18 protein-coding genes are annotated in these 15113 nt (G+C 64.6%); 8 read left to right on the top strand and 10 right to left on the bottom strand.

All coding sequences use genetic code 11. The features are described from left to right. Nucleotides 1–33: 33 nt before the first annotated feature. Nucleotides 34–267 carry a hypothetical protein gene (locus NLM27_RS08225; protein WP_254142864.1) on the bottom strand — a complete coding sequence of 78 codons (234 nt, stop codon included), beginning with the start codon at nucleotides 265–267 and terminating at the stop codon, nucleotides 34–36. Between the two features lie 351 nt (nucleotides 268–618). After that, entirely contained in the window at nucleotides 619–1692 is a 1074-nt protein-coding gene (locus NLM27_RS08220; protein ID WP_254142863.1) for a hypothetical protein, read from the bottom strand. 231 nt (nucleotides 1693–1923) lie between these two features. Here NLM27_RS08220 and NLM27_RS08215 point away from each other — a divergent pair, with 231 nt between their 5' ends. Further along, entirely contained in the window at nucleotides 1924–2964 is a 1041-nt protein-coding gene (locus tag NLM27_RS08215) for a patatin-like phospholipase family protein (protein ID WP_254142862.1), read from the top strand. 21 nt (nucleotides 2965–2985) lie between these two features. Here NLM27_RS08215 and NLM27_RS08210 read toward each other — a convergent pair whose 3' ends face one another. Beyond that, nucleotides 2986–3414: a CBS domain-containing protein gene (locus NLM27_RS08210; RefSeq protein ID WP_254142861.1), complete on the bottom strand. Its 429-nt coding sequence runs from the start codon at nucleotides 3412–3414 to the stop codon at nucleotides 2986–2988. 189 nt (nucleotides 3415–3603) lie between these two features. Next, nucleotides 3604–4419 (bottom strand): rhomboid family intramembrane serine protease, encoded by an 816-nt coding sequence (locus NLM27_RS08205; protein WP_254142860.1) that lies wholly within the window; start codon nucleotides 4417–4419, stop codon nucleotides 3604–3606. Nucleotides 4420–4873: 454 nt separating this feature from the next. Here NLM27_RS08205 and NLM27_RS08200 point away from each other — a divergent pair, with 454 nt between their 5' ends. Both NLM27_RS08200 and NLM27_RS08195 read left to right on the top strand, forming a co-directional pair. Continuing rightward, the gene (locus NLM27_RS08200; protein ID WP_254142859.1) at nucleotides 4874–5428 is read left to right on the top strand and encodes a PAS domain-containing protein; all 555 of its coding nucleotides are present in this window, start codon (nucleotides 4874–4876) and stop codon (nucleotides 5426–5428) included. 145 nt (nucleotides 5429–5573) lie between these two features. Then, nucleotides 5574–6398, top strand: a complete 825-nt coding sequence (locus NLM27_RS08195; RefSeq protein ID WP_254142858.1) for a Crp/Fnr family transcriptional regulator — start codon at nucleotides 5574–5576, stop codon at nucleotides 6396–6398. A gap of 277 nt (nucleotides 6399–6675) precedes the next feature. Here NLM27_RS08195 and NLM27_RS08185 read toward each other — a convergent pair whose 3' ends face one another. Further along, nucleotides 6676–7167: a phasin gene (locus NLM27_RS08185; protein WP_254142856.1), complete on the bottom strand. Its 492-nt coding sequence runs from the start codon at nucleotides 7165–7167 to the stop codon at nucleotides 6676–6678. Between the two features lie 418 nt (nucleotides 7168–7585). Here NLM27_RS08185 and NLM27_RS08180 point away from each other — a divergent pair, with 418 nt between their 5' ends. Then, on the top strand, nucleotides 7586–8719 hold the full coding sequence (locus NLM27_RS08180; protein ID WP_254142855.1) for a DJ-1/PfpI family protein: 1134 nt from the start codon (nucleotides 7586–7588) through the stop codon (nucleotides 8717–8719). Between the two features lie 74 nt (nucleotides 8720–8793). Here NLM27_RS08180 and NLM27_RS08175 read toward each other — a convergent pair whose 3' ends face one another. Further along, nucleotides 8794–9183, bottom strand: a complete 390-nt coding sequence (locus tag NLM27_RS08175) for a hypothetical protein (protein ID WP_254142854.1) — start codon at nucleotides 9181–9183, stop codon at nucleotides 8794–8796. A gap of 146 nt (nucleotides 9184–9329) precedes the next feature. Between NLM27_RS08175 and NLM27_RS08170 the strand changes: the two genes are divergently transcribed. Continuing rightward, nucleotides 9330–9836, top strand: a complete 507-nt coding sequence (locus tag NLM27_RS08170) for an N-acetyltransferase (RefSeq protein WP_254148778.1) — start codon at nucleotides 9330–9332, stop codon at nucleotides 9834–9836. Between the two features lie 122 nt (nucleotides 9837–9958). After that, nucleotides 9959–10282 carry a hypothetical protein gene (locus NLM27_RS08165; protein ID WP_254142853.1) on the top strand — a complete coding sequence of 108 codons (324 nt, stop codon included), beginning with the start codon at nucleotides 9959–9961 and terminating at the stop codon, nucleotides 10280–10282. A 77-nt stretch (nucleotides 10283–10359) separates the two neighbouring features. Here the strand turns inward: NLM27_RS08165 and NLM27_RS08160 are convergent, their stop codons facing one another. Continuing rightward, a complete protein-coding gene (locus NLM27_RS08160) occupies nucleotides 10360–12303 on the bottom strand; it encodes a DEAD/DEAH box helicase (RefSeq protein WP_254142852.1) in 1944 nt (647 codons plus the stop codon). A gap of 243 nt (nucleotides 12304–12546) precedes the next feature. On the opposite strand from NLM27_RS08160, the gene NLM27_RS08155 reads away from it, so the two are divergent. Together NLM27_RS08155 and NLM27_RS08150 are read left to right on the top strand one after the other, a co-directional pair. Beyond that, the gene (locus tag NLM27_RS08155; RefSeq protein ID WP_254142851.1) at nucleotides 12547–13047 is read left to right on the top strand and encodes a hypothetical protein; all 501 of its coding nucleotides are present in this window, start codon (nucleotides 12547–12549) and stop codon (nucleotides 13045–13047) included. 70 nt (nucleotides 13048–13117) lie between these two features. Beyond that, a complete protein-coding gene (locus NLM27_RS08150) occupies nucleotides 13118–13471 on the top strand; it encodes a cupin domain-containing protein (protein WP_254142850.1) in 354 nt (117 codons plus the stop codon). A 22-nt stretch (nucleotides 13472–13493) separates the two neighbouring features. Here NLM27_RS08150 and NLM27_RS08145 read toward each other — a convergent pair whose 3' ends face one another. From NLM27_RS08145 to NLM27_RS08135, 3 genes are all read right to left on the bottom strand, one after another. Beyond that, nucleotides 13494–14006, bottom strand: coding sequence for a hypothetical protein (locus NLM27_RS08145; protein WP_254142849.1), 513 nt, complete (start codon nucleotides 14004–14006; stop codon nucleotides 13494–13496). Nucleotides 14007–14101: 95 nt separating this feature from the next. Next, entirely contained in the window at nucleotides 14102–14536 is a 435-nt protein-coding gene (locus tag NLM27_RS08140) for a VOC family protein (RefSeq protein WP_254142848.1), read from the bottom strand. A gap of 93 nt (nucleotides 14537–14629) precedes the next feature. Then, a complete protein-coding gene (locus NLM27_RS08135; RefSeq protein ID WP_254142847.1) occupies nucleotides 14630–15112 on the bottom strand; it encodes a DUF5680 domain-containing protein in 483 nt (160 codons plus the stop codon). Nucleotide 15113: the final 1 nt, after the last annotated feature.

The raw sequence follows: 15113 nt of genomic DNA, 5'->3' as shown, positions 1-15113 counted from the left end.
GCCGACGCGCCGGGCTCAAGCGGCTCGACCCCTCTAGTCCTCGCTCGAGGCGGCGGAGCGGTTGGGCAGATGTGCCTGCGACAACAGGAAGAACAACGCGCGCTCGCCATGATATTTGGCGGCCGGCCGGGTGCGCTCGAAGCCGTCGGCAAATATCCTGCCGGACTGGTCGCACACTTGCCATCGCCAGCCGAACCGCTTGCGCCTCGTGAGGATCACTTCGAACATGCCGACGGGCTTGGCCCCCTGCTCCTGCCGGTCTCGCAACGAATACGCCTGCTCCGGCCTCCCCCGTTAGAGAGATGCCCGACATATAACGCAGCGGGATGGAAAGAGAATAAAATTGATTATCGGAAATGGGTATCGTCCACCGGCTGTGTTGAAAGCGCAAGGCTTGGAATAACCCATCACGACAGGTGTTTCTTCACATCCGACAGGTGTCTTGGTAGCGCTTGCGGGCGGTATTCAAAGCAGAATACTGCGGTCCCTGGGCCTTCTGTTACTCGCACGCATAATAATAGACGGTATTTAGAGATGGGTTAATTGTGCGCGGGATGAGAAGCATTGTGCCGAACGCAGGTCCAGCGTTTCGCCCCGGGCGACATCGCCGCTCGAGCGCTACCGCGCGACGACTTCGACTTCACCGTCGACGCCGTTCACGACGTTGAAGCCACGCTCGTAGACCTTGCCCTCGTTCTTGGCGATGGCGCGGTATTCGCCTTCGCAGAGCACCACGCGCGGGAAGGCGCCGATCGATTCCTTGATGACGTCGCCGCCCGGTGTCAGCACCGACCAGGCGGTGTTGGCGAGCGCTTCGCCGCCCCTGTCGCTGACGAGCTTGAGCGTGATCACGGCGGCGCGGTGGGTGATGGTGACGTCGGTGAGCTTGCCGGCCTGGACGCGAATGTCCGAACGCACGACCGAATTGGCGTCGCCATAGTTGGAGATGATGTAGTAGGTACCCTCCGGGATCAGCACGACGTCGCCGGCGGCGACGTTGGGCACCAGCGAGGCGCGCTCGCCGGATTCGAACTGGCTGCCCTTGTAGATCGCGAACGAGATCTGGTTCTGCGGAATACGGCTGGTGCCGACGCGACCCTCGATGCGCAGGCCCCCGGCCGGCAGCACGAACGATTCGCGGTCCGTCTCCGCCTTCAGGCTGACGGTGCGCACCGCGCTGACGAGGCCGAAGGCGACGTGCACGACGTAATTGCCCGGCGGCAGCACGATGTTGGGCGTGGCGTTGCGGTCCTCGCGGATCAGCTTGAAGGTGCCGTTCTCGTCGGGACGGTCGGCGAACACGCGCCAGACGAGGCCGCTGTTGATCGCGGGAGAATCCTTGCCGTATTTCGCGGTCAGCGACAGTACGCCCTGGCCGGGCGCGGCCGCGTTGAGTGGGGCGGCCGGCGGCACGGTCGTGACCGCGGGCGGCGGCATGCTGGGCGTCGCCGGTTGCATCAGGGTCGGTGGCAGGCTCGGGGGTCCCGCGCCCGGCCCGGAGGGCGGTGCGAGATTGATGGCGCTGCCGGGGTCAGGCACCGATGCGGGGGGGACCGGGGGCGGACGGTCGGAGAAAAGCTGCGCCTGCGCGGCGTTTTGACCTGGAACTACGAGGCAGGCGGCAAGGATCAGCGCCGGCAGCAGCCGAACGCCGCGCCGCCATCCGATGATGCCGTCACCCCCGTGTGTCATGCCCCTGCTTTTCACCGAAAACGCGGCAAATTCAAGCCTCGGAACCCCCAGGAAATACGGTTCTATGGAACCCGGCTGACGGCTGCGTGATTGGGCTGACGACAACGCCCCTCGCCACACTGCTGCCCCCTGCGTCCCGAACGGTATAAACCATGGTTCGCCCTCGTTATGGCGGAGCGGAAGTACGGCGCCTACTCTGGTGGGAGCGCTGGCCGGGGTAGGAGAGTATCGGTGCTGGACATGTTGAAGGGGCGGAGCGCCAACGGCTCCAATAGCGAGAAGGCCGGCGAAAAGGTCGGCCTCGGCAGCATCCGCCGGCCGGTCATTGGCCTCGCCCTCGGCGGTGGCGCGGCGCGCGGCTTCGCCCATATCGGAATCCTGAGAACCCTGATCGCCAACGGCATCGTGCCCGACGTCGTGGTGGGCACCTCCATTGGCGCCGTGGTCGGCGGCCTCCATGCGGCTGGCCGGCTCGATACGTTCGAAGAGTGGGGACGCAGCCTGCAAGGCATGCGCAACATCCTCGGCTATCTCGATATCCGCCTTAACGGCTCCGGCCTGCTCGGCGGCGAGAAGCTGGCAACCCGTCTTGAGGCGGCGGTCGGACAGGCCCTGATCGAGGAGCTTCCGATCAAGTTCGCCGCCGTCGCGACCGAGGTTCGGACCGGCCACGAGATCTGGCTGACGCGTGGCCGCGTGGTCGACGCGATGCGCGCCTCCTATGCGCTGCCCGGCATCTTTGCGCCCGTGCTGATCGGTGACCGCTGGCTGGTCGACGGCGCGCTGGTCAATCCGGTGCCGGTCTCCGCCGCTCGCGCGCTCGGCGCGGAAATCGTCATCGCCGCAAATCTTTCCAGCGACATCTTCACCCATTCCACGACGATCTATTCACACGGCGCGATGCCCGCGCCAGTCGCAGTCGTATCCGAGGAGCCGACGACCAAGCGGCGTTTCCCGCGGCTCTTCTCGCCAGAGAAGACCATGAAGCGCGAATTCTTCGGCGGGGGCGGACGACCCGGCATCTCCTCGGTGATGGTGGATGCCTTCAACATCATGCAGGACCGCATCACGCGCGCCCGCCTTGCCGGCGATCCGCCCGACCTGTTGATCACACCGCGGGTCGGCCATTTCGGCTGGTTCGACTTCCATCGTTCCGAGGACTTGATCGCGCACGGCACACGCGCCGCCGAGCGCGCGCTGGAGTCGATCCAGGAGGCGATCGAGGTGCTCGCGCCGGCGCCCACCGGCAGCGCACCCAAGGCAGACGAGTGAAGGCAGTCGAGTAGCGGCCGCCTAGGCCGTCTTGATGTAGTCGCGCAGGGCTTCCTGTTCGGACTCGTATTCCTGGACGCGGCGCTTGACGATGTCGCCGATCGAGATCAGGCCGACCACCTTGCCGTTGTCGATCACGGGCAGATGGCGGAATTTGCCTGTGGTCATCATCTCCATGAGCTCGGCGACCGTATCGGTCTCCTTGCAGGTGACGACCTTGCGGGTCATGACCTCAGCGACCGGCTCTTCCAGCACGCCGGCACCGCGCTCGCCGAGCACGCGCACGATGTCGCGCTCGGACAGGATGCCTTCGAGCCGGCTCTGATTCATCACCAGCACCGCGCCGATCTTTTTCTCAGCCAGCAGCTTGATCGCGGCCGACAGCTTGGCGTCGGGCTCGACGCTCATGATCTGGTGGCCCTTGGTGTTGAGAATGGAACGTACCGTCATTGTGGCCTCCCTGAATCGGAGCCGTCCGCCCTTTGGCGGTCGGACTTGTTCGCGAGTCTTCAACTAACAGTTTGGGGCGCCGGTTTCACGCTCAGGCGCTTTGCGAAGCATCGTCGCTAACGACGTGTCGCTTCGGAACATTCTTCCCGGGAATGATGGATGAATTCAGGCCGCGCCGCAAGCGCCGCTTCAAATATGATCTGAAACGTCCCGTGATGACGCATCCGCAGCATCGCTTCGCACGCGCGGCACGGGATCGAACAGCGCGAACAGCAGGAGCCCGGCGAAGAAGCCGCCGATATGTGCCTGCCAAGCCACGCTCGTGGTCTCGGAGTCGACGCCGATCGCGCCGACGCCGAAGATAATGTTGACGCCAAACCACACCGCGAGGAAGCCGACCACCCGCCCGTCGCGCAGCGCGCGTGACAGCGGCAGCGCCGGAACCTTCGCGGCGGTATCGGCGTCCGAACGGCTGAACGACAGGAAGCTGCCGCGGGCGAACGCGAAGCGGATCGCCGCCGCCATCGCCCCCGACACCGAGGCCGAGGCGCCGATCATCGGCGCCACCGCATGCTCATGGGTGACGAGATGGGCGAGCGCGCCGGCCGCCGCCGTCACCGCCAGGAACACGAAAAACCTGATGGCGCCAAAGCGCCGCGCCAGCGCGCTGCCGAACGGCAACAGCCAAAGCACGTTGAAGCCCAGATGGGTCAGGTTGGCGTGCAACAGCGAATAGGTGACGAAGGTCCAGACCTTCGCACCCGCCCCGCCCGGGATCTGCAAGTTGAGCAGCGAGGAATCGTAGCGCTTCGGGATGAAGCCGAAGACGTCGATGGTCCAGTTCTCGATCTCCGGCGGCAGCAGCACCCGCAGATGGATCAGTGCCAGCAGGGCGATATAGGCGGTCAGTGCCCCGGGCAGCGTCAGGATCGGCTCGCGCGGAGGCTCGTCATGGACGGCCGGCAGATCCGGAGAATCCTGCGGAGAATTTGGCGGGGAATCCAAGGCAGCTTCGCTTTCAGGCGCGATCGGAGCAATAGGCTTGGAGATAGTCGCCTTTGCCGGCCTTGCGCAAGTGCACAAAAGGAAAAGGCAGGGCCCTGGGAAAGCCCTGCCTATCCGTGTCGGACTTCCGATACCCCTGGGATCAAGGTGTATCCCCACCCCTCCCGCGGTCCCGTGACCAAACTGTTTGACGCCCAAAGTACAGGCCTCGCCGAGAACCTGGAAAAACCGGCGGGGCTTGCGACCGCGATCACCATAACAGGCGGGCCACCGACGCAAAGCGCATAGTTAATTTAACGTTAACGACGCAAAGACAGCTCCCGGGGGGCCAAAAACGCCCTCGCGGCATGGACGCTGCAAATCCCCTCCTGCACAACAGCCAAAGGGATCGCGGGTGCACTGAAGCGGGACAGGTTTGTCCCGTGAGGTTGCGCCCCGGGGTAAGCGTTCAGTCATGAAACATCCGTCGAGCCGCGCGTTCTTCGCGTATTGGGACAAGCAGCGCGGCACGGCGCGGGCCCCTGATCGGGCCGACATCGATCCGGCCGCCGTGCGCGACCTGCTCGGTGACATCTTCGTGCTGTCCTGCGAGCCAAACCTCGGCTTCCCGTTCCGCGTCGCCGGCACGCGCGTCTGCGCCCTCGCGGGGAGCGACCTCAAGGACCGGAGCTTTGCGGCCCTGTTCAACGAAGCCAGCCGCGGCGAGATCGAGGAGATCACCACAATCGTCGCCGACGAGACGCTGGGCGCGATCGCCGGCGTCACCGCCGCACGCGAGAACGGCAGCAAGGCGCATCTCGAGTTGCTGCTGCTCCCCTTCAATGCCCGCCCGCATACACCCGTCAGCGTGACCGGCGTGCTGGCGCCGTTCGACGACGAATGCGGTACGCTCGGTGCCTTCACCCTCACCTCCTGGCGCTATCTGCATCAGCCGGAAAAACTGCTGCCGCGCGCGATCCGCAAATTGCAGATCGCACGCGGGCTGATGGTGTATGAGGGATTGCGGTAGGAGCGGCGCCGGATGCGCAGCTTCGCAACCGGCGAGCTCCGAAGTCCGATTGCGGTCCGAGACCTTCGCGTGCGGGCTTGCCAATCCGTCGGCGGAACCTTAACTTTCAGGAAGCGTTTGTTTCGACGCGGCCCGGTTGGTGAAGATGCGTTTGCCGGGCGTCCGTCCAGGGACGATTCCCGTGATGGAGCACGCGACCAGAGTTGGTAATCGAGTGCTAGCTGCGTTACCGCCGGCCGATTTCGCTTTGCTTGCACCTCATTTGCGAAAAGTACCACTCCAGCACGACGCAGTCCTGGTTCGATCAGGCGACAAGATCGAGCACCTCTATTTTCCCTGTAGCGGCGCGATCGCGCTCATCATGGAGTTGCCGAACGGACAGACGGCCGCAACGGCCGTGATCGGCAACGACGGTGCGGTCGGGCTCATGACGGCGCTCGGCCCGACCCGGTCACCCCTGACCGCGGTCGTCCGCGTGGCCGGGACCGCGCTGCAGATCTCGCCCGCGCGACTTTACGCTGCGCTCGAACGCAGCCCAGCGCTCGCAACTGCGGTTCAGATTCTCAGCCGGGCGGTGATGACGCAATTCCTGCACGTCGCTGCCTGCAATGCGCTGCACTCCGTCGAAGCGCGCCTCGCCCGCTGGCTGCTTCACATTCACGATCGGACGGATGGCGGTGACGTCCTGCCCCTGACGCAGGAGACGCTGTCGGAATTGCTCGGAGTCCGGCGCACCACGGTCACACACGTGGTGAGCGCACTTCGTACATCAAGGGCGATCAAATCCAACCGGCGTGGCCAGCTCGAGATCGACAGGCATCGACTCGAGGTCATCGCCTGCGAGTGCTACAAGGTGATGAGCCGCAGGATCGATCGGATCGTTTCGCAGGATGCGCCAAGGCTCATTCACGCCGCACCCGGACGGTATGGCTCCCCCCCGGACCTCCCGTTCGCCAAGACCGACTCGTAAACCCAGGCCTCTTTGGCGAACCATTCGTGTGTCGCAGCGCACATCCTGCAATAGGTGCGCGAAAAGAATACCGCGCTGCACCGAAATCTCTCGCGATCCATTTCGATGCCCGTCGGAATGGCATTTCCGGTTTCCGGGCACTTGATCATCACCATACCCATCCTGATGTCCTCCAGCTTTGCATCATCTCAACGATGAGCGGGCCGCAACCAGCTGGACGGCGTCTCTTCTTGCGAAGACACTCATCCAGCCGATCCGCGCGGCCAACGCTTTCGATTCAAGCAGCGCTACGCAAGACCCGGTTGAAACCCTGCTTGATCGGCTCGGCCGTTTCGGTCGCGACCTTCTGGGCAAGGTCCCAGATTTCGCGGTTCTGGGCCGAGGTTGCTTCAAACATCTTGCGGCTGTGGGAGGTGGAGAGGTTTACGACATCGGCAAACGACCTCGCGTCGGCAAGCTGTGAGAAGAATTCCAGCGTGGAGGTCGTATTGATGTGGGATATTTCGATGACCTTGGTGCCGTAATCGGCGGCACGCTTGGCATTGGTCGAGCAGGCATCGCAGAGCACCGCGGTGACCTCCTCGGTCGTCGCCTTCATCCGCGCAATATTTGCCTGGGCCCGCGCCGCGCCCTGTTCGGCGAAATTGCCGTAGATCGTCTGCATGTTGAAGAACGGGACGTCGAACTGGAGCTTTGTGCTTCCGTTGGCTCCTCCGTTCTGCGGAGCGGCATTCGTATCGGCTTTCACATTGGCATCACTCACGGGCATTCATCCTTTCAAGCGAAACTAGACAATGAAGACTTCCCGAGCATGTCCAAGTGCGTGCCGCACCAGGACACCAGTGCTCCTACCTTTCAGTGCGGTGGGATTGTTGCTGCGGATAACCGCCCCCGCCCCCTTGCAGAGCCAACTATGACCGACGAAAGTAGAAGGTTCAGTTCGGTTTCGGACTCTCCAAACAAAATTTATTGAGGTCATGCGGCGAAGCGCTGCAGGCCGCATTTTGCATCTTTGAAATAGTTGCGGCCGGATGCGGCAACTCGGAATCCAGCGCCGAAACTCTTGCTGCGAGGCAAAAGGCCGCGCTTGCGACATGACCTTTTTTGCCGGATTTGCGTCATTCCCGCTGCCGGTCCGAGCGGCTAGCTTCCGCCGCGTGAGACAATGACGATCGGGTGACATCATCATGAGCTGGCGCATTCTGGCGTTGAGCGCTCTCGGCTGCATGGCGCTGCTCGTAGCCATCGGCGGAACCTGGCTGTTGCTCCTGCCCGGCTCGCCGGCACGGGGAAGCGCGCCTGCAATCTCACGCGACGAGGCCGAGGCGACGCTCGCCGCACTGAAACCGCCGAAACGAAAGCGCCCCCTGATCGCCATCGTCGGCATCAACGACATGAGCGAGACCACCGACTATCTGATGCCTTACGGCATCCTCGCGCGGGCGGACGTCGCCGACGTCCTCACCCTGGCGACGCAGCCGGGGCCCGTCACGCTCTATCCCGCCCTCAAGGTGCAGCCGCACGCGACGATCGCCGAGTTCGATGCCGCGCACCCCGACGGAGCCGACTACGTCATCGTGCCAGCGATGACTCCCGAAAACGACGCTACGGTGTTGCAGTGGATCAGGAGCCAGGCTGGCAAGGGCGCGATCGTGATCGGCGTCTGCGTCGGCGCCAAGGTCGTGGCCAACACCGGGCTGCTCGACGGCAAGCGGGCCACGACGCATTGGTATTCCGTGGGCGACCTTCGCAAGCACTCCGAAATCCGCTACGTGGCGGATCGGAGGCTCGTCGTCGACCGGGGCGCGGCAACGACGACCGGCATCACCGCGTCCATGCCGATGGCCCTCACCTTGGTCGAGGCGATCGCCGGCCGGGCCAAGGCCGAGGCGGTCGCCCGCGACATCGGCCTTGCGGCGTGGGATGCACGCCACCGCAGCGACGCGTTCGGCTTCACGCGGCCCTTCGCGCTGACGGCGATCGCGAACTCGCTCGCATTCTGGAACCGCGAGCAGCTCGGTATCGCGCTGACGCCTGACGTCGACGAGGTCTCGCTCGCGTTGATCGCCGATGCATGGTCGCGGACCTATCGCTCGCGCGCCCTCACCCTCGCCGCCACGGCGCAGGCGCAGACGAGCCGCGGAGGCCTCGGCATCCTGCCGGACCGGATCGCGGACGATTGGCCGGCGAAGCAGACGCTGCCGGCCGCGGTCGCATTGCCGCCGGCGCAGGCCCTGGACGAAACGCTGCGTGCGATCGGCGCGCGCTATGGATCCCGCACGGCCGACTTCGTTGCGATGCAGCTGGAATATCCGAGATAGCCGATCGCGATGTGGGGCCCGATGCGTCGCTCCATCGAGATGAGCGACGCGCCGGCGGCTTGCGCAGCGGTCCGTTACGGCATCGCCAGATGCCACGCCCCATTCAGGAAGCCGTCGCCGGTGACGTCGCCGGGCTTCTGGTCCTTGGCGAAAGTATAGAGCGGCTTGCCCTTGTAGGCCCATTGCCTGGAGCCGTCATCGCGCGTGACGATGGTGTAGCCCTCGCCGGGCGCGTCGCCGGCTTCGGCCTTCAGCACCGGCCAGTTCGTCGCGCACGGGCCGTTGCAGGCCGACTTGCCGTCCGCATCCTTGTCGAAGGTATAGAGCGTCATGCCCTTGGCGTCGGTGAGCACGGGGCCCTTGTCGGTCTTGCCGGTCTTGGTCGGCGGCGCCGCGAAGGCGGCGGGAACGATTGCGAGCGATGCGGCGAGCGTGAGCGCGAGGCGGATCGGGGTCGTGGCCATTGTAACTCCTGTCATGCAATTGGCTTGCATGGGTAGGACGCCGCACGAGGCGTGATATTCCTGAGACGGCGACAACGATATTTTTCGCGGCGCGCAGCGTCGCGGCGGAATAAACTGGAATGAATGAGACGGAACGACAGATCGACATGAGCAAGCCGCATTGGCGTCCCGCGCACGCGTCCGACCTTGCTGCGATCAGCGCGATCGCAGCGTGCATCCACCCCGATCTGTTCGAGCGCCCTGACGTGTTCGCGGAAAAGATGCAGCTTTGTCCCGATGGCTGCCGCGTGCTCGCCGGGGCCGAAGGGATCGTCGGCTACGGGCTCGCGCATCCCTGGAAGCAACATCAGATTCCGCCGCTCGACGGCTTCCTCGCAAGATTGCCCGACGATGCGGACTGCCTCTACGTGCACGACGTCGCCGTGCTGCCGGACGCCCGCGGTGGTGTTGCGCGCGCCTATATGGCGACGATCGAGCAGCTCGCGCGCTCGTCAGACATTGCGGCGCTCGCGCTGGTCTCAGTCTATGCCACGCGACCGCTATGGGAACGTTTGGGCTTTCGGCCCGTCACGACTGATGTGCAATTGTGCGCAAAGCTCGCATCCTACGGCGACGGCGCGACCTACATGCTCCGCAATCTCGCTGCGGCGTGACGTCCCTCCCCAGTCGCGCTCACGCGGGCGTGAAACGCCCCGCTCGAACCGGCTTCCGCCACCTTCCGTCGAAGAACCGTGCGGACCGTTCCGGTCTCGCCAACCGAGACTGGAGACGTTCCATGAAGCTCACATTGTCGAAAGTTGCCTTGATCGCATTCGTTGCGACCACCGCATTCACCGCAACCGGTGCCAACGCCGCGCAGTACCGGACCTACGGCTGCGAGTTCGCCTTCTTCGAGGGCTGTGGCCGCTTGATCGAGCAGGCGCCGAGCCAGGGCGGCGGCCGACGCGTCGTTCGTCTGACCCATGACACCTCGCCCACCTACATGAAGCAGATCGACCCCCGCTACAGTTCAGCGATGCGCGATGCCGGCGGCGGCGGAGGTGGAGGCGGCGGAGGCGGCGGCGGAGGCGGCGGCGGAGGCGGCGGTGGTGGCCGCTGAGCCCACGCCAAACGTTTCGGATGATGTCGCCGGTGCAATCCGGCGGCATCATGCCTGTCTGAGCTGAACGGCGAAGTTCACCCTCGCCGCTTCTTGCTTGCCTTCTTTCCCGGCGCGCCCTTCACAGGCCACGGCGTGACCGAAGGCTCTGCGTGACCCGGCTTGTTCCGATGCTTCTTTTTCTTTCCGAAAGACGGAGCGTCGTCAAATTTCGGTCCGCGCTCGCCAAGTGCTTTGCCGCGTGGTTTGAATTCACGTGCCTCGCGCGGGCGATCGTCGCGGCGTGCGCGATGATCGCCGTCACCGCTCCCGCGCCGGGGCGCATGTGACCGCTCCTCCGACGGAACCTGGCGTTGCGGCGCATCCGCCATCGGCTCGATGCGGATGCTGTCTTCCTTGTCCGGACGCTTGATCTTCGCCGCGAAGGATTCGGCGACGCGCTCGGAGATCTCGAACTCCGTGGTGGTGTCCATGATCTTGATGGCGCCGATGTCGCGCTTGTCGATGCCACCGCGGCGGCAGATCATCGGCAGCAGCCAGCGCGCCTCCGCATTCTTGCGCCGTCCGATGGCGGCGCGAAACCAGACGCTGGCCTCCGCCATGCCGTGCTTCGACGACGCTTTTCCGGACTTTGAACGAGGCTTGGCGGGACGATCCTCGCCGCCTTCAAACCTGTCGCGTCCGCGATCGTCGCGCGGCCCGCCGCTGCGCTCGCCAGGATCGATGATGTCCTCGGGCGACGGCAGCCGCGCCCGATAAAGACGCGCGAGCGCCGCGGCGATATCCTCGGGCGAACGTTCGGCCAAGAGCGCCTGCGCCAGCACGAGGTCGTCGGCGGTCGTCTCCTCGGTGAACAAGACGTCCTTCATGCGCGCGTGATCGAGCTTGCGGATTTCATCCGCCTGAGGCGCCGTCCCCCAGACCGCATCGATCCCGGAGAGATTGAGCAGCAACTCGGCGCGGCGCCGTCGTGCCGGCGGCACCAGGAGGACGCTTGTGCCCTTGCGTCCCGCGCGGCCGGTGCGGCCCGAGCGGTGCTGCATGACCTCGGCGTCATTGGGCAAATCGGCATGGATGACGAGGTCGAGGCTCGGCAGGTCGATGCCGCGGGCGGCGACGTCGGTCGCGACGCAAACGCGGGAGCGGCCGTCCCGGAGCGACTGCAGCGCCATGGTGCGCTCGTTCTGCGTCAGTTCGCCCGACAGGGCAACCACGGAAAAGCCGCGCTCGAGCAGCGCTGCCTGCAAGTGCCTGACGGCATCGCGCGTGCTGCAAAATACCAGTGCGCTCGGCGCCTCGTGGAAGCGCAACACGTTGACGACCGCATGCTCGACGTCGGCGGGCGCGATCCGGATCGCACGGTACTCGATATCGGCGTGGCCGCCTTCGTCACCGGCGACCTCGATCCGGAACGCGTCGCGCTGATATTGCCTCGCCAGCGCGACGATGCCGCGCGGGAACGTCGCCGAAAACAGCAGGGTGCGCCGCGTCTCCGGCGTGGTCTCGAGGATGAACTCCATGTCCTCGCGAAAACCGAGATTGAGCATCTCGTCGGCCTCGTCGAGAACGACCGCCTTCAGTTCCGAGATGTCGAGACGGCCGCGGCGCAAATGATCGCACAGCCGTCCGGGCGTACCGACGACGATGTGAGCGCCGGCCGCAAGCTCGCGCTGCTCGCGCCGCGGATCCATGCCGCCGACGCAGGAGACGACGCGCCCGCCGGCATGCCCATAGAGCCAGGCGAGCTCGCGCTGAACCTGCAAGGCCAGTTCGCGCGTCGGCGCCACGATCAAGGCGAGCGGTGCACCGGCCTGCTCGAACCGCTCGGCCTCACCGAGAAGATTTTTCGCGATGGCCAATCCGTAAGCGACAGTCTTGCCGGAGCCGGTCTGGGCCGACACCAGAAGGTCACGGCCTGTGGCTTCGTGCGCAAGCACGGCGAGCTGGACGGGGGTCAGGGAATCATAGTTCCGCTCGGCCAAAGCGCGGGCGAGCGGCGGGGTCAGGGCCGGAAAAGACACGAGATGGGAAACCTTGGTTAATTCAGGCGCGGAACGGTGAACCGGCGGACCTGAGCTGCGTGCGCGGCAACGGCCCGGCCGCACGCTGGATTTGATCTGGGCGCTCTTTACGCCAAGTGCTCTGAAATCACCATGCCTATGATGCATGGCTTGGTGGAGAAGGCCGCGCCTGAAGGTTGCAGCGGATTTTTGCGGCCACCTCCGTTAGACTGAGCCCCGACCCGCTCCAAAGGGGATGACCGCGTGACGTCTTCCGTCAAACGCGCCTGCGGCGATTGCACACTCTGCTGCAAGGTGATGGCCATCGAGGCGCTGGCCAAGCCGGTCAATGCCTGGTGCCAACATTGCGGGCCGGGCCGCGGTTGCGCGATCTACGCCGGGCGGCCCACCGAATGCGAGGACTTCGCCTGCTTGTGGCTCGCGAGCGATCCCCTCGACGAGCGCTGGAAGCCGAACCGGTCGAAGCTGGTCCTGACGACGTCGGAGGACGGTATCGAGGTTCGATGCGACCCGGGCTTTCCCGACGCCTGGCGCAGGGATCCCTACGCCGGCGAGATCCGCGCTTGGGCGGCGGAAGGCGAGACCAACGACATGACGGTGGTCGTCATCATTGGCCAGCGCATGATCCTCATTACGCCGGATCGCGAATTCGACCTCGGCATCGTGGGACCGGATGAACGCATCGTGCGCGAGCTGGACGGCACGAAGGTGGTGGGCGCGACGGTGATGAAGGAGAGCAATTGATGCCGGCCCTTGTCGCGTCGGAAATTCGATCCCAAATCGTGCCTCACGGAGAAACCAAACTGGAGGTCACATGACCGACGGAATATCGCTTGCCGACAAGCTCGCGACCTTTAGCGATTTCTGGTCGCCACGCACGATCACGTCCTTCAACGATTGCGACGTGATGGTGGTGAAGGTGAAGGGAGAGTTCACCTGGCACAAGCACGACGATACCGATGATTTCTTTCTCGTCCTGAAAGGCAGTCTGGACATTGAGTTGCGCGATCGCACCGTGACGCTCGATCCGGGCGAACTCTATGTCGTGCCCAAGGGCGTTGAACATCGCCCGGTGGCCCGCGAGGAGGTTCATCTTCTGCTGATTGAGCCGACCGGTACCCCGAACACCGGCGACAAGGCGACCGCGGCGGCGCGCAAGCTCGTATAGCGAGCAAAGCGCCTGGCGCGCCCTAATCCCTGGAGGCCGCCAGCTTGCTGAAGCTACCGACGAGCTTGGCTTTTGCGCGCCCAACGGTGTCCTTGACCGCGCGGGCCAGGGCTCGGATGGCGCGCCAGGCTTCGGTCGCCTGCAGCCACGCTTTCGCCGCTGCGTATTTTCCGTACGCCCAGGCAAAGGCGGGGATTCGCATCAGCTTGTCGCGCGTGAGATGAAACAGGCGCTCGACCAGCACCAGCTTGAGCAATTCGCCGACAATGAAGGTCACAGCACCGCTCAGGACCTGACCGGTTGCGGCGAGGTACGCGGCAACCGGCTTGATCGGCTCCAGAATAATGACGGGCACGGAGAACAAGGCGAGAGACGTATAAGGCGGCAGCGATTTGATCCAGGCGCGCAACCGCCTGAATTCGAAATGCCGCCCGATCCAGCGCGCAATCGGCATCGCCACGGCCATGAAGACCGCATCGACCAGGAAATAGATCGCAGCCAGGATGTAAGTGACGGGTTTCAGGATTCGTTTCACGGTACCTCTCCCGCGAAGTGAAAGCCGGAACTTGGGCCTAAGTTTCACCGCAGAGTGAAGAGATCGCGGATTCCCGATGGAACTCTTTGGGCCGTTCAAATCTCCGCGTAGACCTCCAGCAGATTGCCGTCGGGGTCGCGGAAGAACAGCGTGCGATGGCCAAACTGCTGGTTCGTCGGCGGCGACAGCAGCGCCACACCCTGGCGTACCAGCTCGTCGGCGCACGCATCGACCTCGGCTACGGACACCTTGAAGGCCAGTTGCAGCGAGGCGCTGCCCGCGGGCGTCGGCGCGTCTGCCGCGGTCCGGCTCGGTATCGCCAGGGCAAGCGTGTTGCTGCCGAGGCCATACTCGATCCAGTTCGGCGAGAGCTCGCGCAGCAGCGGAAAGGCGAGAACGTCCTGGTAAAAGAGGCGCATCGCGGCCATGTCGCGCACGAAGACAACAGTGTAGTCGATCGCACGAATGGCGCGGAAGGGGGAGCGGCGGCTTGGGTCGGATGTCTGTTCGTTTGTCATTCCATCGCTCATTCCAAACTCTGACCCGTAGCCCGTATGGAGCCGTAGCGGAATGCGGGATCGGCCACCCCGGATACGCTGCGCTCCACCCGGGCTACGGATCGTCTATCGCAGCAGCCCACCACTATAGCGCAGCTCGTACAGCGGTGTGCCGTCATGCCGCGCGATCATCTCGATGCCATGGAAGCGGTCCAGCGCACCTTCCACCTCATTACGATAAATCATGCCGGCCTGCTCGAACAGGCGCGGTCCGCGATACGGCTCATCGACTGATACGCCCAGCAACGCCTCGCGCAGGAATTTGTAGATCTCGAGAAACGTGTCCCGGTCGGTGATCTCCGCACGGGCGCCGCCGCTGTAGCTCATCGACCAGATGGCGCGATCATCGCGCGATATGGTCTCCTGTCCAACGAAAAATCCCATTCCGAAATAGATGTCGCGATAGGTATAAGGCGCCGCATGATGCTCGAGCTGTTTCGAGCCGGCAAGCAGCGGCGTGGCCACGCTGGCGTCGTCGTCCAGTCCCGCATAGGTGCGCCGCTTGGCTTCGACCAGGAAAGCCGCGAGATCGTGAAGGACGGAGGACATG

The organism is Bradyrhizobium sp. CCGB12, from assembly GCF_024199845.1.
Classification (GTDB): domain Bacteria; phylum Pseudomonadota; class Alphaproteobacteria; order Rhizobiales; family Xanthobacteraceae; genus Bradyrhizobium.
Note: the sequence above shows the minus strand (reverse complement) of the source record. Positions and strands in the feature narration are given on the sequence as shown.

Coding starts and splice junctions, on each gene's coding strand:
- NLM27_RS08220 (WP_254142863.1), bottom strand. CDS start 1,692: ATGACACACGGGGGTGACGGCATCATCGGATGGCGGCGCGGCGTTCGG.
- NLM27_RS08210 (WP_254142861.1), bottom strand. CDS start 3,414: ATGACGGTACGTTCCATTCTCAACACCAAGGGCCACCAGATCATGAGC.
- NLM27_RS08200 (WP_254142859.1), top strand. CDS start 4,874: ATGAAACATCCGTCGAGCCGCGCGTTCTTCGCGTATTGGGACAAGCAG.
- NLM27_RS08195 (WP_254142858.1), top strand. CDS start 5,574: ATGCGTTTGCCGGGCGTCCGTCCAGGGACGATTCCCGTGATGGAGCAC.
- NLM27_RS08185 (WP_254142856.1), bottom strand. CDS start 7,167: ATGCCCGTGAGTGATGCCAATGTGAAAGCCGATACGAATGCCGCTCCG.
- NLM27_RS08180 (WP_254142855.1), top strand. CDS start 7,586: ATGAGCTGGCGCATTCTGGCGTTGAGCGCTCTCGGCTGCATGGCGCTG.
- NLM27_RS08175 (WP_254142854.1), bottom strand. CDS start 9,183: ATGGCCACGACCCCGATCCGCCTCGCGCTCACGCTCGCCGCATCGCTC.
- NLM27_RS08170 (WP_254148778.1), top strand. CDS start 9,330: ATGAGCAAGCCGCATTGGCGTCCCGCGCACGCGTCCGACCTTGCTGCG.
- NLM27_RS08165 (WP_254142853.1), top strand. CDS start 9,959: ATGAAGCTCACATTGTCGAAAGTTGCCTTGATCGCATTCGTTGCGACC.
- NLM27_RS08150 (WP_254142850.1), top strand. CDS start 13,118: ATGACCGACGGAATATCGCTTGCCGACAAGCTCGCGACCTTTAGCGAT.
- NLM27_RS08140 (WP_254142848.1), bottom strand. CDS start 14,536: ATGAGCGATGGAATGACAAACGAACAGACATCCGACCCAAGCCGCCGC.
- NLM27_RS08135 (WP_254142847.1), bottom strand. CDS start 15,112: ATGTCCTCCGTCCTTCACGATCTCGCGGCTTTCCTGGTCGAAGCCAAG.